General features: G+C 53.8%; 18 protein-coding genes and 3 pseudogenes. 13 read left to right on the plus strand and 8 right to left on the minus strand.

Features of this window, described 5'->3' with window-relative positions:
- The first annotated feature begins 19 nt into the window (after positions 1 to 19).
- Entirely contained in the window at positions 20 to 340 is a 321-nt protein-coding gene (locus tag NO887_RS13405) for a hypothetical protein (RefSeq protein ID WP_256418774.1), read from the plus strand.
- A 562-nt stretch (positions 341 to 902) separates the two neighbouring features.
- Here the strand turns inward: NO887_RS13405 and NO887_RS13410 are convergent.
- Positions 903 to 1,498 (minus strand): annotated as a pseudogene (locus NO887_RS13410) (tyrosine-type recombinase/integrase).
- Positions 1,499 to 1,704: 206 nt separating this feature from the next.
- Positions 1,705 to 1,833 carry a ParA family protein gene (locus tag NO887_RS13415; protein ID WP_321169359.1) on the minus strand — a complete coding sequence of 43 codons (129 nt, stop codon included), beginning with the start codon at positions 1,831 to 1,833 and terminating at the stop codon, positions 1,705 to 1,707.
- A gap of 630 nt (positions 1,834 to 2,463) precedes the next feature.
- On the opposite strand from NO887_RS13415, the gene NO887_RS13420 reads away from it, so the two are divergent.
- The gene (locus NO887_RS13420) at positions 2,464 to 3,813 is read left to right on the plus strand and encodes a restriction endonuclease (RefSeq protein WP_256418776.1); all 1,350 of its coding nucleotides are present in this window, start codon (positions 2,464 to 2,466) and stop codon (positions 3,811 to 3,813) included.
- 147 nt (positions 3,814 to 3,960) lie between these two features.
- Here NO887_RS13420 and NO887_RS18595 read toward each other — a convergent pair.
- Positions 3,961 to 4,360, minus strand: a pseudogene (locus NO887_RS18595) (HVO_A0114 family putative DNA-binding protein).
- A gap of 262 nt (positions 4,361 to 4,622) precedes the next feature.
- Here NO887_RS18595 and NO887_RS13430 point away from each other — a divergent pair.
- From NO887_RS13430 to NO887_RS13445, 5 genes are all read left to right on the plus strand, one after another.
- Positions 4,623 to 4,946 carry a DUF6788 family protein gene (locus NO887_RS13430; protein WP_256418778.1) on the plus strand — a complete coding sequence of 108 codons (324 nt, stop codon included), beginning with the start codon at positions 4,623 to 4,625 and terminating at the stop codon, positions 4,944 to 4,946.
- Between the two features lie 577 nt (positions 4,947 to 5,523).
- Positions 5,524 to 6,810 carry an orc1/cdc6 family replication initiation protein gene (locus tag NO887_RS13435; RefSeq protein ID WP_256418792.1) on the plus strand — a complete coding sequence of 429 codons (1,287 nt, stop codon included), beginning with the start codon at positions 5,524 to 5,526 and terminating at the stop codon, positions 6,808 to 6,810.
- 297 nt (positions 6,811 to 7,107) lie between these two features.
- Positions 7,108 to 8,100 (plus strand): IS5-like element ISNpe16 family transposase, encoded by a 993-nt coding sequence (locus NO887_RS13440; RefSeq protein WP_015298782.1) that lies wholly within the window; start codon positions 7,108 to 7,110, stop codon positions 8,098 to 8,100.
- An 86-nt stretch (positions 8,101 to 8,186) separates the two neighbouring features.
- Positions 8,187 to 8,522 (plus strand): rod-determining factor RdfA, encoded by a 336-nt coding sequence (rdfA, locus tag NO887_RS18675; RefSeq protein WP_425601547.1) that lies wholly within the window; start codon positions 8,187 to 8,189, stop codon positions 8,520 to 8,522.
- Positions 8,523 to 8,620: 98 nt separating this feature from the next.
- Positions 8,621 to 9,895: an IS4-like element ISH8B family transposase gene (locus NO887_RS13445; protein ID WP_010890432.1), complete on the plus strand. Its 1,275-nt coding sequence runs from the start codon at positions 8,621 to 8,623 to the stop codon at positions 9,893 to 9,895.
- 233 nt (positions 9,896 to 10,128) lie between these two features.
- Here NO887_RS13445 and NO887_RS13450 read toward each other — a convergent pair whose 3' ends face one another.
- Positions 10,129 to 10,977, minus strand: a complete 849-nt coding sequence (locus NO887_RS13450; RefSeq protein WP_256418779.1) for a hypothetical protein — start codon at positions 10,975 to 10,977, stop codon at positions 10,129 to 10,131.
- A gap of 166 nt (positions 10,978 to 11,143) precedes the next feature.
- Here NO887_RS13450 and NO887_RS13455 point away from each other — a divergent pair, with 166 nt between their 5' ends.
- Complete coding sequence (locus tag NO887_RS13455) at positions 11,144 to 13,759, plus strand: PAS domain S-box protein (protein ID WP_256418780.1); 2,616 nt, start codon at positions 11,144 to 11,146, stop codon at positions 13,757 to 13,759.
- Positions 13,760 to 13,771: 12 nt separating this feature from the next.
- Here NO887_RS13455 and NO887_RS13460 read toward each other — a convergent pair whose 3' ends face one another.
- Both NO887_RS13460 and NO887_RS13465 read right to left on the minus strand, forming a co-directional pair.
- Entirely contained in the window at positions 13,772 to 13,978 is a 207-nt protein-coding gene (locus tag NO887_RS13460) for a hypothetical protein (RefSeq protein WP_256418781.1), read from the minus strand.
- Between the two features lie 240 nt (positions 13,979 to 14,218).
- On the minus strand, positions 14,219 to 14,605 hold the full coding sequence (locus NO887_RS13465) for an ArsR/SmtB family transcription factor (RefSeq protein WP_256418782.1): 387 nt from the start codon (positions 14,603 to 14,605) through the stop codon (positions 14,219 to 14,221).
- Between the two features lie 105 nt (positions 14,606 to 14,710).
- Between NO887_RS13465 and NO887_RS13470 the strand changes: the two are divergent.
- The 4 genes and pseudogenes from NO887_RS13470 to NO887_RS13485 form a co-directional block, all read left to right on the plus strand.
- Positions 14,711 to 15,589: pseudogene (locus NO887_RS13470) on the plus strand (RNA-guided endonuclease InsQ/TnpB family protein); the annotation flags it as partial.
- A gap of 291 nt (positions 15,590 to 15,880) precedes the next feature.
- On the plus strand, positions 15,881 to 16,024 hold the full coding sequence (locus NO887_RS13475) for a hypothetical protein (protein WP_256418783.1): 144 nt from the start codon (positions 15,881 to 15,883) through the stop codon (positions 16,022 to 16,024).
- 166 nt (positions 16,025 to 16,190) lie between these two features.
- Positions 16,191 to 16,490: a toxin-antitoxin system TumE family protein gene (locus tag NO887_RS13480; RefSeq protein ID WP_256418784.1), complete on the plus strand. Its 300-nt coding sequence runs from the start codon at positions 16,191 to 16,193 to the stop codon at positions 16,488 to 16,490.
- A 6-nt stretch (positions 16,491 to 16,496) separates the two neighbouring features.
- Complete coding sequence (locus NO887_RS13485) at positions 16,497 to 17,024, plus strand: HVO_A0114 family putative DNA-binding protein (protein WP_256418785.1); 528 nt, start codon at positions 16,497 to 16,499, stop codon at positions 17,022 to 17,024.
- Between the two features lie 249 nt (positions 17,025 to 17,273).
- On the opposite strand, the gene NO887_RS13490 is transcribed toward NO887_RS13485, so the two are convergent.
- Entirely contained in the window at positions 17,274 to 17,912 is a 639-nt protein-coding gene (locus NO887_RS13490) for a hypothetical protein (RefSeq protein WP_256418786.1), read from the minus strand.
- A gap of 214 nt (positions 17,913 to 18,126) precedes the next feature.
- Between NO887_RS13490 and NO887_RS13495 the strand changes: the two genes are divergently transcribed.
- The gene (locus NO887_RS13495) at positions 18,127 to 18,897 is read left to right on the plus strand and encodes an MvaI/BcnI family restriction endonuclease (protein ID WP_256418787.1); all 771 of its coding nucleotides are present in this window, start codon (positions 18,127 to 18,129) and stop codon (positions 18,895 to 18,897) included.
- Here the strand turns inward: NO887_RS13495 and NO887_RS13500 are convergent.
- Positions 18,894 to 20,237 (minus strand): DNA adenine methylase, encoded by a 1,344-nt coding sequence (locus NO887_RS13500; protein WP_256418788.1) that lies wholly within the window; start codon positions 20,235 to 20,237, stop codon positions 18,894 to 18,896. The genes NO887_RS13495 and NO887_RS13500 overlap by 4 nt on opposite strands.
- Positions 20,238 to 20,963 lie beyond the last annotated feature (726 nt).

Here is a 20,963-nt window from a genome sequence, read left to right on the forward strand (position 1 = left end):
TAATTTTAAGATTAAACCAATGAGCGACAACCCAATGTCGGATGCTTTCGACACAGCGGAGGAGGAGCAGAGCTCGGACGACGACGTCGACGCCGGCGGGGGCTTCGACGCAGAGGAGTACCTCGAGGCGTTGAACAGTGACGGTGCGCCGAAGGAGAAGACGGTCGGCATCGCAGTGACGACAGAGATGCACGCCTTCTATCAAGAGCTCCAGAACGCTGACGAGGTTGAAGCGAGCCCGGCACAGTCAGTCCGGGACCACTTGGAGAAGCTGGCGCACCGACACCCAGAGGTCTTCGAAAAGGCGATGCGGAAGCTCGAGATCGAGCGCGAGTTCTGACGCCAAAATGTGTTTTCATCTAAACTAGTCAGATAACCGAAACACTTAAGTTCTCGAAAATACAATATGTATACAAGTTAGTAGGGCGTCCGTGGAGCCTAAATCTAGGGCGTTTCTGAACGCACGAAGTGCGGTCCAAAACCGCACGAGCAGGGGCTGGTGAGTTCGCTCTTGGTGATGGGTTGCCTCCGAAAGGGGCGGGCAGATCCGTCTGTGCTTCGAGTTGGAAGTGCTTGCACAAAGAGGGCATTATTATATTATTATATGTCTCTTTCTTTGAGAGATGCATTTTATGCTGTGGGCACTAGCGCTCTTCTCGTTGGTGCCTCTCCGCTAGCGCTCACGATGTTCAATCTCGTGAGTATTGCAGCGGTCGTCGTCCTGCTCTGCGAATAGGGCGGCGCTGACACCATGTCTGCGGCGACATGGTTGTCACTCAGCAATTGAAGAATAGCCGCCCGATGTGGGCGTCCGTGGAGCCTAAATCCACTAGAATAGTGGGTGTACAAACCAATAAAGCCGTCGGCTGGGCTCGTCTTGGTTCGGGGCTCATACGTGCATTTCAGATTGTCTCGAAGTGGTTGTACTCGCGCTCGGTCGTGAGGATCGACGAGTGGCGGAGTCTATTTCGGACGTCGTACAAAGTGTTCCCATCCTCAACGCGCAGCATCCGCCACGCGACGCTGTGGCGGAGTGTGTGGGCAGAGACATCTTCGGGCCCCCTCGCCCCGAGAAGCAGTACGGGCGGACGCCAGCGCGGCGAGCGGCCCGCTGGACGACGTCGTTGATCCCCTTCCCAGTCATCCGTCCAGCCTTCTGGCTGGACACCAGCGCCGGCGCGTCGTCGACGCGAGCGTCGAGGTATTCTTTGAGCGTCGCGACGGTCCGCAGCGAGCCGTCTCGATCGAGCTGGAAGGTAACCGGTGGCGGCTCACTGTCGTTGGGGTAGCCCTTCTGGATCGACGTCGGGAGCCGGAGGAGTCCATCCTCGAGGTCAAGCATCGCGTGGTCGACGCGGGAGAGCTCGCCGCGACGCAGTCCAGTATCATAGAGGAGGGTGACGATCGCGTCGTCGCGGAGAGCGTGGCGGCCGTCGCGAGCGGCGGCGCGCATCGCCTCGACCTGCTCGGGCTTCAGCCAGTGTTTGTCGTCACCCATCCGTTGACCGTGTCTCAGCAGCGGCGGTCTAATAATGTTCGATTCTTTAGATATCCAAACATTTCTCAGGTCTGCCCCAAACCAACTGCCTCCAGTCTGGTGGTTTTGGTTCGTGGCAGCCTTCTTCAAGGCCCCAACCTAGGGGTCTCGTCGCTCTCAGGCGGTACTCAGCCGCCCACAATAAACTGCAACCCACCATATATTATTCACCACCGGGGAAGATTTCCCTGTGGATCGACGGCGAGAACATCTAGCCCGCGATCGGCCAGCGCACCGACGAGGTTCGCAGAAACAGTTGTCTTCCCGACGCCTACCTTCGCATTCGCGACGACCACCCGTGTCGGGTGTGTCGCCTGTTCCGCCTATGGCGGTTGTGGCGGTTGTGGTGGCATAGGCAGGACAGCCGCTCCTGTCGGGTTAAGTCTACGTCAGACGCTCAGGAGTCATCTAAAGCTATTCCCAAGGCGGCTGAGAACGCTCCTGTAGTTCTTTGACGTGTTCTTCACATAGTAGGGGCTCATCAACTATCCTGCTTGAGCCAGCTGGCTGTGGGGAATCGAGCTGTCTATTACGGTTCAGTGAACCGACTCCGTAGTCCGCTTCGTTTGTACAGGGGTGATCTGCCGAGCCAAATCCACAACTCTGTGAGGTAGGTCTTCTTTCCTTGAGTTGATCAACACAGGATTGACAGACTGCACCCACACTTTCCGGGTCGGGAGCAATCTCAAATAGACTACCCGTGGTCCGATCTCGACCACAAATGAAACACTGCATACAACAAAGTCAGTTCAGATTATAATCAAACCTCGGTTGGATTTCACCATCTTTCGAACAGCGCGTCTCGTGCGGATTGCGCTCCGACTCGAGCCACCGCGATCGCGGCGGGGACGACTACGTCGACTCACAGAACGTTCGCCCAACGAGCCATCCTGAATTTTATATTATCATGTAGATAGAATGAGAATATGACAACATCAGGCGGCCCTCAATCATGGGACGCTGAACACCTCAAACGCCAACTCCAAGCGATGGACAACTTCGACTTCGAGCACCTAATCGCAGATCTATGGGAGCGGCAGGGGTGGGATTCTGAGGTTGAGCAGCAATCGGGCGACGCTGGCGTCGACATCAGGGCCACTAAGGATGTACCATACTCTCAAAAGGTCCTGATTCAGGCGAAACGCTACAGTAGCGACAACACACTCGGCGGACCCGACATTCAGCAATACGCCGCCCTGAAACATCAAGAAGCGAACGTCGACAAAGCGATCGTCGTCACAACGGGCCGGTTCACGAGCTCGGCCGAGGACCGGGCGAATGACCTCAACGTGAAGCTCATCGATGGAGACGATCTGATCGGAATCATCGACCAGTTGAATGCCTACGACGTCGTCGAGGAGTACATCGGAGTTCCCACGCCACAAGACAGTGGTGAATCTACAACAGGCGCAACCGACCCGGACGGCGAACTCTACCTCCCACCGAAAGAACGGGAACAATTGAATGAAGTAATCGACGGGGACGTTGAAGACCATCTTCTTGAGCAGCAGTACAAAGCGACTCGTGCTCTGGAACAAGCGCAAGCAAAGGTCAAAATTAACCCACACGATGCCACTCAGATCGGCGTTTTCAACGACATCATCGGGATCGATGACCTAGATCCTGAGCGAAAATTCGAGCAACAAAAGGCCGAAATCGCAGTACTGTCTGATCATGTCCATCTCGATGGTGAAGGAGATGCGTTTATTGGAGACCTCACAGAATTCATCCACGGAAGTGCTGTCGATGCTGGTGCGAACGAAAATATCGTAGCAATCATCGAGCGTGGCGTACTTGACGAATCATGGGTGTCGGGCGGCATCTTGGCGAAGGGCCATCTTAGAAACGCGAAGCAATCGTCCCCACCGACGCAAGAGACGCCTTCGGCGGGTACAGCACCATCAACTGAAGAAGCATCTTCGACAACATCAACATCCTCACTACCTGATTGGGGTATTACTCGGAAAATAGAATCGTCAGCCGCTGGGCACAACAATTTCCATTACCTCGCTATTGGGGGGTTTGTTCTCAGTGTTACAGGCTTCTTCCTCATCGGTGTAGGGCCAGAATCGGTTTTCGGTATGCTTGGTGCGCTTATGATACTCTTCATGCCATTTGTTGGAATCACAGGACTCCTCTTAGATCTTGGTTACATCCGAGGGCATGACTCAGACTGGTCTCCGTCCATCATTCTCGGTTTCATCGGTGCAGTAGTGTTGATGTGGTTCTATTTCGCCTACTACGTCTACAAACGCCGAAAGCACGTCGGATTGTAAAATCGGCGAGCCCATCACTCCTAGCGGATCACTTCACACCCCATCGGGGGATGTAGTCAACGTTGAAATACCGCGCGCCAGTCGGCTCCATGAGCACCGCGATATCAGGAATACTCCATGAATGTCGACGTCGGCGGACATGGTGTCTCAGCGCTCAGGCATTCGCCTTGCCCCCCGGCTCGACGGCGGCGTGAGCGGAAGGTCCGCGTCGATCTCGTCGTACCACACGACGGGGCGCTTCGCGCTGCCGTTCTCTTCGAACTCAAGGAGGCTGTAGTCCGCCAGCTCGTTCACGTTGTCGAGAATCTCCGGTGGGTTCCGGTCAACAAGGCGAGCGAGTTCACGGATACTCTCCGGCTCGTGTGCAACGATTGCTTCGAGGAGTTCGAGGTTGGTCGACCGAAAGACGCGACTGAACGTCTCGAGGTCCTCGATCGACAGTGTTGGCTCGCTGGGTTCGACGTCGTCGCCGGCGTCGATCGCTTCGAGCCGCTCCTCGAGTTCGTTACGATCCGCGGACTTGATCTGGACAGAGTGTTCGGGTCATGGTGTTGTAGGGTGGGAATGGGGCTGCGATCGTGCGTCGGTTTGCGTGCTCGGAGAGTCACCGGCCGGTTCATTTCTCTGGGGAGGAGTGTCGCCAGCCACGCACAGAAGATTTCTCTGGGTGGAACGTAGGGACGTACCGGCCACGGTCGACGAAGCCGAATACGCTGTGTCTGTAAATATAGATATAGGAACAAACCTTCACAATATTAACCAACAAAACTATGCATTTGGGTTCTTTGTTGGTTAACACAGGACAGCCGATGTCAGACGAGCCACCGATCCCACCGACAAGCTTCTCAGCGGAGCTAGTCGACGCGCTTAACAGCTCCAGTCCTAAGCAGCTCCGAGATATTGCTACGTACGCTGAATCGCTATCCGAGCACAAGGAACGAGAAGCCCATCCCGAGGAGTCGCCAGATCAAGACGATGTCGAAGAGCAACCAGACGAGCTCCCAGACGACGTCCCTGCCAAAGCAACGATCACGATCAAGGAAATCAACAACAATCGCTACTACTACTGGCAGTGGCGGGATGGTGATCAAATTCGATCTCAGTACAAAGGTCCAGTAAAGTTGAATGGATGAATTCAGAGTGTCTGACTTCTATCGGTATACCCCCCGTATTCGAAGTGTAAACTGATAGCTGACAGTCGGGAGAGCGGGAGACTAAACCGATTTTCACATCGATAGTGGAGTGGTAGAACCTACAGCTTACACTTCGATGGCGGGGCGTTAGATAATCAAATGACACGTCGGTAAAGAACATATGAGTTGGCAAGGTTGATTATTGAATTATCAGATACACAAGAAAGCGCATTAGATCCTGTTACACATCGATCACGGGGGGGCGTCATTCGTGAGATGTACTTCGGTGTCGGTGTATATGAGTAATCAAGATCTATCCGAATATAGGAGATAGAAAGAGTAGGACGGCTAGATAAACATCGATGAGGGGTGAATCTTTTTAACCACTCGGAGGTACAGTATTCGTATGGCCGGTCGTGATCAGGATGGAGCGGATCAATCCATCCCCGACGATGGAACTCGTTCCCAATCTGACGGAGAGGCCGTTAGAGAGACCTATACAAATGAATCAACGCGGGAACACGGCAAAAAACTCGCTGAAAACAGTGGAGACAGTAAACACCGGTCAATCCGAGACATGCTCGACGATGAAGGTAAAGCATCAGTTTTTGTCGATCGAGATCTTGTCGAGCCAGATACAATTATTGATGAAGAGCGAATCGTCGGACGAGATGAGCAACTTGAGTCCGTCGTTTCGTTTCTGAAGCCGACACTTCAAGGAAATCGGCCTCCGAACATGTTGCTTTACGGCCCGGCCGGAACAGGAAAATCGCTTATTATTGGTGCAGTCACACAGCAAATTATTGAGCTCTGTCAGTCCAAAGGCGAACGCTTCGGTGTTGTCGACATTAACTGCCAACCGATCAATACGCTCGATCAAGCTGTATTCGAACTGGTCCAAACTGTCGCGAAGGACATCGGTGTAGAGGCCGGCGTTCCGGAGACAGGAGTATCGACCAAGCGTAAGTATCGGCGCTTGTATGAACTCATCAATGAACACTACGACTCAGTCATTTTCATCATCGACGAGATTGATCTTCTGGTAGGCCGGCAAGCAAGTGAAGAACCTGCGTACTCAAAACTACTCTATCAACTGTCGAGAGCCAGTAATACGAATGAAATCGAAGGGCAAGTCTCAGTCGCAGCTCTGACGAATGACCCGAAATTCATGGAGAATATCGACGGTCGTGCCGAGAGTTCATTCAATCCTCGGGACATCTATTTTCCGGATTATGATGCCAATCAGCTCCGTCAAATCCTCGATAACCGACGTGATGCCTTTCGAGACGATGCCCTAAGTGACGACGTGCTACCGCTCGTTTCAGCATTTGCAGCCCAAAGCCATGGAGACGCACGAAAGGCAATCGACCTGTTTCGTGGTGCCGGTGATCTCGCAGATGAGTGTGGTGACGGAGAGGTTCGTGAGGAACACGTTCGAGAATCGCAACAAGAGATCGATAAGGATCGGTCGCTAAAGTTAATCGAGGGATTGACTACGCAAAAGAAAATCTCTCTCTACGCAACCGCTTCTGTCGCTAATTTCTCCAGTTGGTCTGGAAGCTCCGTGCCAAGCCCAGTTGGTTTCAAAGTTTACCAATGGGTTACTGATGAGATCGATGCTGACCAGATGACACGAGAAACCTACGTCAAGTATGTCAAAGAACTCTCTACGTATGGTCTTATTTCCACTTCTCGGAAGGGCCGAGGTCGTGGTGGCGGGATGTACATGGAATTCACCTTCACCGGGGATCCTGAAGCGATGATGAATCGAATCGTCGACGACACTCGGCTAGGGTCGATTGCCGATCAAGAAGCTCTTCTTCAGTCTGTCGTCAATGCCCAGCTGAAAGAATTCCACAGTTAGTTCCAGAAGGCTCTCTAGAAAGCCCACCCCCCGTCTTCGATGTGTAAATTTGAAGCTGATACCGTTGAGGTTTAGCTAGATATCACTTAGGAGTGATTGCCGTTCTACTGACTAGTAATACCTACAAGAATCACCTGTGTTTGTTAGGGGTGTCAAACACCCACCCCCCGCCATCGATGTGTAAACTGAAAATAATCGAAGGTCGAGAAACTAAGCATGAACTCGTAGATGGTTATTATAGAGAGGGTGTCATAGAACAGTTCTCATACCAGAGAGCAGGGTGAACGCTGAGGTGGTATGAGCCCAGCGACCCTGCAAGATAATCCTACGGTAGAGACGTTCTTCAATGCCGTGGAGACGGAGACGCTAGCGCTGTTCGAGCATCTCTCCTTCGAGTTTCTCGAAGAATTCGACGTGTTCGCCCCGGCGGAGACGGGGCGAACACGAGACCACGAACCACCCGAGATGATGCGTGGGTTTCTGCACTGCTACTACAAGGATATCTACGGCATTCGTCCGGTTGCGCGAGAACTGAACAACACAGTCGTCTGGCTCAGCTGTGGCTTCGATCGACCGCCGTCGAGAGACGCGGTCGATCGTTTCCTCACCGATCTCGAACACGTCATCGACGAGATTTTCGACCACCTCGTCGAGCAGGCCGCCTTGCGGGGCCTGCTCGACTTGACCTACTCGATTGATTCGACAGACGTGAGAACGATGCCAGCCGATCAAGACGCGTCGAAATGCTACGATCCAACGGCTGAAGAGTACTACTACGGCTACGGCTGCACGATCGTTTCGACTGGTTCAAAGATCCCGATTGCAGCGGAATTCACCGAGAGCAAACAAGCGCCAGAAGAGACGGCGATGCGCGTCACGCGTGACGCGCTCGCCGTCGACACTCCGATCTGGATGCTTGGAGACAGCGCCTATGACACACTCGATTGGCACGACTACCTGCTGACCGCAGGAGTCGTGCCAATCGCCCCGTACAACGCACGCAACACCGACGATCCACTGGACATAGAGTACAGGGTCGAAGACCGTATCAAAGAACACAGCAAGGACGTGAAGTTGAAGCAATCGACGTTAGATGAGACGTACAACCGCCGGACAGGCGTCGAACGAACTAACGACGCAGTCAAGGACTGCGGCCTCGGGCACGTCCACGCCCGAGGCCGCGTCCATGCACGAGCACAAGTGTTCCTGTCGTTGTGTCTGCGTCTCGTTATTGCGATCACCAACTACGAACGAGGAGATAATCCGGGAAGCACGATCATCACGGTGTGACAAGAGTTCTATGACACCCTCCACGTAAGGCAAATATAGACGAAGAAGAGTATCGTGACTGCGTACATCGGCTCCAATCTGACAATCTGGAGCTAACTGAGGAACGACTCGATTTGCTCGGTGTGGATGGGAAGGAAATTCTCAATGATATGGTCACACACGAGACGATTCGTCTTTATTTGAAAAATTTCCATGACGCAACTGCTAGCAATCAATTCGCAAGCGCTAGCGAGTCAGCAGACACTATCGAGCAGATCCATCACCGCCTTCGACAGATCTTGAATAGTACGCTAGAACGGCATCACCGGCACGGAGAACTGCCTGCAGATCCCGAAATCGACTCAATGGTTGGCGTAATCTGTCCGGATTGTGGAGTCACCGTGGACGCCGTGAAATACCTGCAACCATCCGTCTTTAGTTAGGAGACGAACCGCGTGACAGTGGCGGCTTATCGAGGCTACTTTTCGGAAGGAATGAGGAGGTGTCGAGTGTGCACAACGAAACCTCCTCATCACGGATTATGCGTCGGCTCACTACACTGTTTCCCTCCGAGTTCCTCGAAGAGCACGCCGAGGAACTCGGCGTGGTCGAACGCGACCGCAAGCTCCAGATTCCCGTCTTCGTCTGGGCATTCGTGTTCGGCTTCGCCGCAGGCGAACGCCGAACACTCGCAGGGTTTCGACGCAGCTACAACTCCACAGCTGACGAGCCGATCTCACCGGGTGGGTTCTATCAGCGGTTGACGCCGACGCTCGCGGAGTACTTCCGTGACCTCGTCGAGCACGGTCTCGACGAGGTCGCTGTTCCCGACACTGTTGACGTTGACATCGACCGATTCAGTGATGTAATGATCGCTGATGGAACGGTGTTGCGGTTACACGAGTTTCTCGCTGATCAGTTCGAAGCCCGCCACGAGGAGCAGGCTGGAGCGAAGCTCCACCTGCTCCACAATGCCACTGAACAGACGATTGAACGGATCGACGTTACCGACGAGAAAGCACACGACAGCACGCTGTTCAAGACAGGGTCGTGGCTTGAGAACCGCCTCGTATTGTTCGACCTCGCGTACTTCAAGTACCGACGGTTTGCGCGGATCGACGAGAACGGCGGCTCCTTCGTGAGCCGGCTGAAACAGAACGCGAATCCGGTGATTACGGATGAATTACGGGAATGGCGCGGCCGCGCCATTCCCTTGGAGGGCAAGCAACTCCGTGATGTGCTCGACGATCTCGACCGGACGTACATCGATGTGGAAGTCGAAGTCGAGTTCAAGCGCGGGCCGTACAACGGGACGCGGTCGCTGGATACGAAGCGGTTCCGCGTCGTCGGCGTCCGCGACGAGGACGCCGACGACTACCATCTATACGTGACAAATCTGTCGCGAGAGGAGTTCTTTCCGGCGGATTTAGCGCAGATCTACCGATGTCGGTGGGAAGTGGAGTTGCTGTTCCGTGAGTTGAAGACGCAGTACGACCTGGACGAGTTCGACACGAGCAACGAGCACGTGGTGAAGATCTTGCTGTACGCAGCGTTGCTGTCACTGCTTGTGAGCCGTGATCTGTTGGATCTGGTCACCGAGCAGGCGGATGATGAGCTCGTGTTTCCACCGGAACGCTGGGCGGCGACCTTCCGGTCGCACGCCCAGCTCATCCTCCACGAACTCGGTGAGCACCTCGGTTATTCGCCACCGCCGCTGTTGGAGCGGCTGATCGAGGACGCACAGAAGATCCACAAGCAACGACCGATCTTACAAGAGACGCTCGCTACCGCTACACAACCGAGGTGTGAGTCTTAACTAAAGACGAATGTACCTGCAACTGAGGACATGTCCGAACTGTCTCTAGGAGGCACTCACCAGTGATAGATCGCTCACATTCGTCCCGTTTAATATCGAAAACACCGGTTTCGATGGCTGAAAAGGCGGGACACTCGTGTCGATTCGGGCAACTATGAGAATTCTTCGATGATACCCTCACGTTGAGCCTATTCACTCCTTGCGTCAGTTCAATCTCGGTACTACTACTGTAATCACGAGCCGTGGGGCTCGATCGGAGCGGTTCTATACGGATTGTCTTCGTTCCTCATTGGAGACTCCCGCGGAATCGGCGAGCGGGAGGTCACGTAGTTTCGAAGCGTGTCCCGGACAGACTGCGGGAGGTATCCTTCCTGGTGGATGTCGATGGAGAGTCCCTCGTCCGGGTGCGTCTCCAGTTGGCACTCAAAGACAACACTCCCACAGTACACAACTGTGGCAGTCGCCCGGTACAGATATGGCGATCTGTCACCACGGCCACTGAGCTCAATCTCGTCTGGCGATGGGGAGCCATACAGAGTGAACCACCACCCGGTGAAGCCGAGGAGCTCGAACGCGTCGAACTCCGTTGGCGGATCTCGGACAGAAAGGGTGTCCCACCCGACTGTCCGAATATCATTTCCGTTGTCATCCGTCGGCGTTGCTGCGCGGTCTTCCATTGCATCAACGATCTCACTGGTGGCGGCAGCCGCATCATCCCGTGCCCGGAGGTGGGAATCTGGGGGTAACGACGCGATCAACTCTCGCGACGCCCGTGGCGTGTCCATCTCCCCCACCGCCGGCTGGCTGTAGTCTGGCTGCATTCGATCTGGGTCGGCCTCTGACGAGGTTGCCGGAGGTGTCTCGAACACTCTATTGGCCTTGTCGTAGCGATCATTCACTGCTTGTTCCCGGATCGTTTCGGGGAGCAACATGTGGTGAGCGTCAATCAGATCACGGAATCGGATCTGGTCGCCCGCCAAGTGCTCCATCTGCGGGGGGACACTGATGATCGCCGGGAGGTCTCCATCCGGAATCCGGGCAAACAGGTCTGCCGCCGACGCCGCTGCTGCGACTACCCACATCCGGTGGTACTCCGACGTCTCCGTGCCGGGTCTTGAGGCTTCAACATCCGATCTTCAATCCCACGGAACGCTTCATCCGCAGCCATCGACAACGCCCCGTCAAAGTAGTCGATCGATGTCAATAGAAGTATATGCTTTCCTCTAACCTTTCAGAGTACGATCTGTCATGAGTGTGGCCCAAGCAACCATTCGTGTCCTCCACGTCGACGATCATCGTGAGTTTGCAGATCTCACGGCAACATCTCTTAAACGTGAGGATGACTGCTTCAGTGTCGACACCGCACCAAACGCGGATGTCGCTCTCGACAAACTTGCCGATGGGCAGTTCGACTGTGTCGTCTCCGATTATGATATGCCCAGACAGAATGGGCTGGAACTCCTCGATGCTGTTCGAGACCAGTATCCGGACCTTCCGTTCATTTTGTTTACTGGGAAGGGTTCTGAAGAAGTCGCGAGTGATGCGATTTCTGCTGGAGTTACTGATTATCTACAAAAAGAGCCCGGAGCTGAGCAGTATACCGTCTTAGCGAATCGAATCCGTAATGCCGTCGATCGATCGCGGGCACGAGCTGAACAGCAACGTCAACTTGATGCGATCGAAACAGCACGTGAAGGCATCAGTATCCTCAACGAAAACCGCCGCTTTATCTACGCGAATCAAGCGTACGCCGATCTCTACGGGTACAGTTCTGACGAACTCATCGGCGAGAGTTGGGAACTGTTGTATCGCAACGAAGATCGCGAAAAAATCCGGACTGAAATCTTGCCAACTGTTGATTCTGAAGGATACTGGAGTGGAGAGACAATCGGCCTTCGAGCCGATGGAGAGACGTTTATTGAGGATCATGCGCTCGCGTTGACTGACAGCGACGAACTCATTTGTACGGTTCGTGATGCGACAACTGAAACTGAACAGGCACAAGAACTCGAGGAAGCACGAGCTCGTCTTGAAGCCTTGTTCGAACATTCGCCAGATATGATCAATATACACGATTCGGATGGCATTATCTGTGATGTAAACCAGCGCTTCTGCGAGGAACTCGGCTATGATGAATCAGAAATTTCCGGCGAGGGCGTGTGGACCGTCGATCCGAATATCGATCCAGAGGATCTCCGTGCACGGTTAGCAGCAACAGAAACCGGTGAACGGTTCCGAGCTGAGACACAATTCCAGCGGCATGATGGATCGACGATCCCTGTCGAAGTCCACGTTGTGCGGCTTGATTTGGCTGACAACGATCGGTTCGTAGTGCTCTCTCGTGATATTACCGAGCAGAAAGCTCGTGAGCAGGAACTTGCTCAGCTCACGGAACGTTATCAAGCATTTATTGAGCACTCTTCGGATATTCTCTCTGTCGTCGATGAGACTGGGGAAATGCAGTTTATGAGCCCTGCCGCCGAGCACCTATTCGGCTACTCGCCGGGAGACTTAGAGGGCGAAAACGCCTTCGACTATTTCCATCCCGATGACCGAAAACGCGTTTCTAAAGCGTTCTACGAGATGATCGAGCAGTCTGGTTCGGTGACGGAACGGGTTGAGTATCGATTTCGGCATGCGGATGGGTCGTGGATGTGGGTCGAGACTATCGGGAGCAATGAGACGGGAACATCGATTGATGGCTATGTACTGACGACGCGGGATATCTCTCAGCAAAAGGAACGCGAACAGCAGTTACAAGCCCTCCACGGGACGGCGTACGAGCTGCTGGCCGCGGACTCGCGTGAGGAAATCGCCGCGATTGGTGTTGAAGCTGCTCGTGATATCATCGGGTTGGATGCAAACGTCTGCAACCTCTATGACGCTGATCGGGATCTGTTAGTACCGGTGAGCAGCACGTCGGAGGCTGACGATCTTATCGGCGACCCGCCGGCGTTCTCTCAGGGGGACAGTATCGCGTGGCGGGTTTTTGAACACGGAGAGGCACAAGCGATCGACGATATACGGACCGATCCAGACGTATACAATGCGGAGACACCGATCCGGAGTGAACTCCATCTTCCCCTTGACGACCATGGAATTCTGGTTGCAGGGTCGCCAACTGAATCTGCATTTGATGAGGAAGATCTCGTCCTTGGAAAGTTGCTTGCAAGGGGAATTACAGTTGCGTTGGATACCCTCAAGCAGACAGAGCAGCTCCAGAACCGCGAGGCTGAGTTAGCCCAGCAAAACGAACGTCTTGAACAGTTTGCCAGTTTCGTCTCACACGACTTACAGAACCCGCTGGCCGTCGCAGAGGGCTATCTCGAACTTGCCCGAGAAGATTGCGAAAGCGATCATCTTGACACTGTTGCCGAAACTCACGACCGAATGCGTGCCCTGATCGATGATCTTCTCACGCTGGCGCGTGATACCGATCCGGTCGGAAATCAAACGTCAGTATCGCTTAACGATCTCAGTATGGAGTCGTGGGATCACATCAATACAGAACATGCAACACTGGAGAACCGCATTGCGAAACACATCCAAGCCGATCGAAGTCAACTCAAGCGGCTCCTGGTAAACCTCTTTCAGAACGCCGTCGAACACGGTGGAGACGACGTAACCGTTACTGTAGGTAGCCTTCCAGACGGGTTCTACGTGGAAGACGATGGCAGTGGTATTCCGGCTGACGAGCAGGCGGATGTCTTCGAATCCGGATACTCAACGACGACAGATGGGACCGGATTGGGGCTAGCAATTGTAAGCGAAGTCGTTGAGGCCCACGACTGGAACATCCACGTCACCGAGGGCTCCAATGGCGGGGCCCGGTTTGAGATCACTGATGACCAACTCGGCGGTTAAGGGGCCTCAGTCTCAAAATTCTACTGTGTAGCCGTTGTCACGAAGTGCCTCAACAAGTTCATCTCCGGGCGATATTTTGAACTCGTGAAATGAGTTATCCGGGCTATCTGCCGAATAAAGCTCTGAGTTGATATTCTCTGGAATCTCATTCTGATGGGTATCTTCTTGAACGATGACCGGTTGACTGGGGATGTGGGTGGAACTACTACGTTCTGTCATTCAGATGTACCCAATTGCAACCATCAGGGTATTTGTATTCCGATTTCCGCTTCTATACGTCGCACACCGATACTCTGAAACGGCTCTGTTGAAATCCTCAGCAGGTGACACCATTTGATCCGGTTGCGGTCAATACAGGCGAATCAGATACCGAGATCGGTCATCACAGAAAGATAGAGGAGTCTATCAGTTGTTTAAGTGCCATGGCCGGTACCGGTGGATCGGTTAAGATACGGCCTGCTATACCGCTTCAGCGCGGTCGCTGATGGCCTTGAATATCTGCGGAACAAACATCTTGGCGAGCGGTGACAGCTCGTAAACCCGCGTCTGTCCGTCACGGAATTTACCGACGAGACCCGCATCTTCCAGTGTGTTAAGGTGGTGGTACAGGTCGTTCTGGCGTCGATCAAGTAAGTCTGCAAGCTCTCCACTTCCGATCTGGCCCTCCTGAGCCAGTAGATACAGGAGCGTGAATCTGGTCGATTCGCCCATCGCCTTGAATCGCTCCGCCTCTCGTTCGAGGTCGAGAGAATTGTTGAGTAGTTCCGATTCGATTCGGTCGTATCCCTCTGGACGGGTTTCAACGGCCTCTTCTCGCTCATCTCTCACTCGTTCACGTTCACTCATACGTACTCGTTGAGAAGCGAGACAAATATACTTAATCGTTGTTAAGACATCTGAGAAACAGTATTGATATGATGGGAGGGCTTCGAGACGATGATAACGCAATGTCTAAAGAAAGTCCGTGGAGAGACACTCGAAATCCCAGTTCGGATGCACCGTGATCTTCCAGACCACGATGCTATCAAGACGGTCACGATCAAGAAAGAGCCTACAGGTGCGTGGTTCGTCTCGTTCTGTATCGAGACGGTCAAACCCGACAAGCCGGATATCGAAACGATCGATTCGAAGGACACTATTGGGATCGATCTCGGGATCATCAACCTCATTCGCGATTCTGACGGGCGAAGTGTTGGTCGACTCGACCTCTCTGATGACCGTGAGCGATTAGAACGTGAACAGCGTGCCCTGTCGCGAAAACAGAATGGGTCTAACAACTGGGAGAAGCAGCGGCGTGTAGTAGCGGAGATTCATGAGACGATGTCGGACAAAAAGCGCGATCTGAAACACAAGCTGGCACACTTCTATACGACGCGATATGATGCCGTGTTCCTTGAAGATCTGAACGTGAAATCAATGCTAGAAGGCCCGCAGAACGCACGGAACAAGGCTGAGGTTGGTTGGCGTGGGCTTCTCGAAATCTTCCAGCACCACGGCGAGAAACACGGCTGTCATGTCGTGGAAGTAGATTCACACGGAACCTCGAAAGAGTGTGCGGCGTGTGGCGTTGAGACGCCAAAGCCGGTGTGGGTGCGAGAGCATTCGTGTCCTGCCTGCGGATACACTGCAGGTCGTGATGAGAACGCATCGTTTGTGATCCAGAAGCGTGGTTTGTCAGAACTAGGAGTGGGACACTCCGAAGGAACGCCTGCGGAGACTGGGACCGCTACGCTGACCACGTTCACCAATTCTGGTGGCACGGTCAGTGCACGTCCCGTCGTCGAAACAGGAAGCCCCACCCTCAAGGAACCCGCGAAAGCGGGTGAGTAGGGTGGGGTAGTTCACGGTTCTTTTCAGAGGAGACCGAGACCAACGTGGAAGACCCTCCGATACCACCCCCTCGACGACCGCGCAGTCGAAGAGTTTTGCCTCAGTATTAACCAACGACCTCCCTTGACAGCAATTTTGTTGGTTAACTATCTCGCTTCCCGATGTCGGTTGGGTCCGTGCTCGTCGTGGTCGTAGTACGTCTGTAGCAGGTCTATAACCGCTCCGAGCAGCACCACGGACCACTCGCGCGTCGACAGTCTGTTGCCGCCCGCGCTCCTTCCTTTCGACACGATGCGTCGACCGGATCACTACGGTGGAGCGCTCTTCACGTACGCGTCGGTCGGGTTCGTGGCAACCGCCCTCGGCGGCGTCGAGTTGGCGATCGCCGGCGACGCCGTCGCGATCAGTGTGTTCGGTTCGTCGTCGGTGTCATGATCGTCGGCGGCCACTTTCTGGCAGACATGTCTACGCCGATGGGAATCTGCCGGTTCGAGCCACTCGGAGACGACACATTCGCGAAGTCGGAGTATGCGCTCGTATCTCGATCCTAACGGGAAAGTTTATTTTATGTTGGCCCATTACACCAACATAGGTAGCACAGATGGGATCAACGGTCATCTACAAAGACGAGGACACGTTCGACGACGGTTCCCGATACGAGATGATCGCGACCGGTGTCCCACAAAGCGACGACTACCCCGAGGGGGTCAAATACCGATTTCAGTATATGGCTGAAGATGGTCGGACCCTCCTGCGGTTCGACAACTTTCCGGACCATCCCAAGGTCGATCGCCACCACTACCACACGACCGATGGCGTTTTCGACGACATCGAATACACTGGTCTCAAAGCCCACGTCCAGAAGTTCTATACCGAGATGGACGACCGCTGTGAGAGGTGACCCACCATGCCCGACGAACCCACCACCAACACGACCGACGACACCGACGACGTCAACAGCACCGGCTCCGGCGACGAGGAGATTGTGATGGACGACGCCGAAGCCGAGGCAGGCTTCCTCGAGGACCGAGACCCTGAGGACTACCCCTCGGTGCTCCGTATCACGTCTGACTCCGAACAGGCGCACCAACAGGATGCGATCGACCGGCTGGAGCGCTGGGAAGCTGGCGAAGAGGTGCCGCACGTCATCAACTTCCAGAATCCGAGCGACCTCCGAGCACTCCTCACCGATCGACGCGTCGAGCTCCTCCGGAGTATCATGGCCGAGCGCCCGGACAGCATCCGCCAGCTGGCCGACCGCCTCGACCGTGACGTCAAGACTGTCCACGACGACCTCCAAGTGCTCGCCGAGTACGATATCGTCCACTTCGAACAGGCTGGGCGGTCGAAGCGCGCATTCGTGCCATACGACTCCATCGAAGTCAATCTCGAGATCTCGACACCGCGCTCTGCTGACGACGCTGCGCCCGCGTGAGTTCCTCGCTGAGGAGGTAGAGTTCTCTGTAGAGGAGGCCGAGACCAACGTCGAAGCCCCTCTCGATGCCAGACCCCCTCGACGACCGCGCCGTCGAAGAGTTTCGCCTCAGTATTAACCAACACTGGGGCACTTAATAGCAAGTTTGTTGGTTAACTATCTCACTTCCCAATGTCGGTTGCTCCCGTGCTCGTCGTGGTCGTAGGACGTCCGTAGCCGGTCTATGACCGCTCCGAGCAGCACCACGGATCACTCGCGCGTCGACAGTCTGTTGCCGCCCGCGCTCTTTCCCCAGACACGAAGGGCCACGAACACCACACCGCAGCCAGTGATCTCGACGATGGCGAGTTTCTCGAGATGGAGGACCGGCTTGTCGAGTTCTGGGCGAGGGCGGACGAATACGGGGACACCGTCGACGGCGACCCACTCCGGCCACACTGATCGAACACCACCCGCACCAATACCCACACTATGACCACACTCCACATCACCGTCGGCGACCTGAGCCAACTGCGGTTGCTCGTCGCTTGGATGCGAGTACCAGAAATAGGATTGGAGACAGTAGTTCTCGTCGAAATTATCAACACCTAAGATATCGACGCTCCCTGCGAAATCCTCGACGACTCCGTGTAACGCGACCGGGGAGACGTCTTCATCCGGAGCCATCGTCACTAGCTCGTCGACGCCCGCGTCGACACGGTGTGACCCCCAGCCTAGCATTCCGGCTTCGGTTTCGAGCGCGAGGTGGAACGTCCGCGCTCCGTCGTCCGCATTCCGGAGCTCGACGCTCACCTCACTGAGGGATCCACCAGACGTGAACGGGGCGATACAGCCGGAGAACCCTGACAACACCGTGGTCGCGGCGAGGAGGGTATGGCGGCGTTGCACATATCCGACTACATTCGGCCGTAGTAAGTATGTCAACTGTATTGAACGAATCAAGCCAGAATATATCATCTTTTGAGGATTTCAACAGAGCCAAAGAAGAGGATATCAGTAGTGATGACAAACACCGCTAGATTGATATCCTCCTCGCCATTTACGCTGTTAATTTATATCATATAGCACACATATATCGGTGGTCCCTGTTTAGGCGTTTTTAATGCCCGACTACGATAGTTTTGAAGAGTTTGTAGAACGCCTCCAAGAGATTGAGTCGATGGGTTATGTGGAAACACATAGAGCAGGAAATACTGGTATTGGGAAGACGCTCGAAGATCTACTAGGGATTGAAGAGAACAATATTCCCGGGCCTGATGCAGCTGGTGTCGAGCTGAAGTCGGCTCGTAGGAATTCGGGTAGTATGATGACGTTGTTCACAAAAGAACCACCCCGAGGGAGTCGTGAACTGTGGGCGTCATCGTTGGTGGAAACATATGGCTATGAAGACGATGATGGAAGACCTGCTCTGAAAATCACACTACACGTTGATGAGTTCAACAACCAGGGGTTCCGTACTGTAACGGACGAGAACGGAGTACACATAGAACATGAAGACGATGGTGTGATTGCTACCTACCCGCTCGACTACCTTCGGGACGCATACGAGGAGAAATTCCCTGAAGTGGTTCTTGTGGAAGCAGACACGCAAACCATCGATGGGGACGAATACTTCTGGTTCAACGAAGGGTACTATCTAGAAGGGTTCAACGGCGAGGAATTCTTGAACTTGATTCGAGAGTCAATTATCAAGATCGACCTGCGAATGCACCTACGGGATTCAGGAGGCGCACGTAACCACGGAACGGCATTCCGAATCAAGGACACAAGCAAACTCGACAGAGCGTTTGAAACCCGATCCCAACTTATCGATGGCATCGGAAGGGACGCAACCGTTACCGAAAACGCACAACAAGGACTCTCTGATTTCTAGGGTGCTCGGAGGATAACGATATTCTCGTTCGCCATTAGATCACCTTTAGTCCCCTCAACATTTTCTGGTGCGTTTTCCCATGGAAGTGTCTTGTTGGGGATCTCCCGAGGAAGATTCATATCAAATTCGTATCCGAGGGATTCGCACAACTCTCGGGTAATGAGGTGCGTTGGGATGTTTACTCGGCTCATCGTCCGATTAGCAACAACCCACGCTACTGGCTGACCACTTTTTGTAATTTCGCCGACCTGCTCCATCACAGCATAGTAATCTCGGAAGAAATCAACGGCGTCATCTGCCCTCCCATCTTTTTCTCGGAGAGTGTCAAGCGTTGCTTCGAGAGTCGGTGAGTAGTCTTCTAAGTCGGACATGGATTCGAGGATGTCATACCGCCCTCCAAGCCCCGTTTTGTCCACGTCTTTCATCTCGTCGTAAGTCACCTTTCCAGTCAACAACGCAGGGTCTTGTGAGAACTGACCGTAAGCGACCGTAGTTTGGTGGTCGCCGTATGGAGGCGAGGTTATGACAATGTCCGCTTTATTCTCACCTACGTCCTCGACAGCAGTTCGGGAGTCGGAGTAATGGATTGTCGTGTCGAGGGTGTGGTCCACACGGTTACTGTACTCCCGCATCTTCTCCATATTCTGCTTCAGTTTCTTCTTGAAGATAGCCTCTACATCGGGATTGTGGTCGGTTCGGTCTTCCTCGGAGAGTCTGTAACGCTTGTATTCACCGTTTCGTTGGTAGGAGGTCTTGCGAGTCGTGTGAGACAAGACGAGACGGAAGAACCGGGCGTACTCCGTACCGAACTTGTCCTCAATGGTATCGATGCGGTCTCGAAGTACGGCTAACTCGTGGAGTTGTGGTTCCGGAAACCACCCATCTCGGACATCTGGCATTTCTAACCACTCGACTTCACCTGCCTGTTCATACTCGTCACGGACGTCTAGGAGATCGGGAGAAAGACCATCAACTAACGCATCTCGTGCTTCGCTCAGGCTACCACGCTCCAGTGGAATTGCTTTCGCCTCGGAGAGCATCACAGCAAACGGATTGATATCGTTTCCTTCAGCGTTCAACCCATGAAGTCGTCCTTCGACGGCAGTCGTCCCGCTCCCACTGAATGGGTCATATACAAGATCACCTTCTTCGATTATCCCTTGATCTTTGTAGTGTCCAAGAAGAGTATCGGGTATCTTGGGAACCATCCGAGCAGGGTAGTTGTGAAGGCCGTGAGTGAGATACTGTGTGTCGGTGCCTTCAAAAGTCCAGTTTATATCCTCTAACTCATCCACGCCGCCAGATGCAGATAAAGTAGTCTGTCGGTGATCTCGTCCCATTACCTGTACCTACCTACTGAACGCTCATAGTTGATTCTGTTCATGTGTACTTTATACCGTAAATCCACATTGTAAATGCAGGATATTAATACCCACCGGCATAGCCTCACCAAATAGTGGTGCGCTTCAACGAGTGCGATACAGCGATTCTCAATCACCTCCAAGAGGGTCGTGTGACATCAGCGTACCTTGAAACTGAAATCGAGTGGTCAAGATCCTATATCACTCAACGGCTTAAGCGACTGGAAGAACATGAGGTCGTTCGAAATCTGGGAGACACTGGTCTGTATGAACTGGCTGTAGATGAGCTTGACCTGGACTCAAGTTAGTTTGTAGACGAGCGTGTCATAGAACTCTTCACATACTATGGTCAGTTTGAGTACTATTATAGCAGGTTACTTGCTTAGATACGCGTGCACTAGGTGCACAACGTTTAGAACCGGTTAGAGTGTGCCCTTTCGTTTCCGAATAATGATTTCTCGCACCCGTTCAACGTGGTTCGTCTCGGATTGAACGAATGCTGTGAGGATGGCTTCGACGATCTCGGAGCGGCTGACTCCGAGATCGTCACACTCAGCGACCAGTTCATCCACTTCTCGCACGATCTCCTCGTCAACAGCGACTCCAAACTTCTCTTTCGCCATAGCTACAACAAGCTAAGAACAGCGTGCACCAAGTGTACGGCGCTTCCAATTCGTTACAGCTGATTCAGCAAATCATGAGACC

Source organism: Halorubrum laminariae (assembly GCF_024494655.1).
GTDB classification, from domain to species: Archaea; Halobacteriota; Halobacteria; order Halobacteriales; family Haloferacaceae; genus Halorubrum; species Halorubrum laminariae.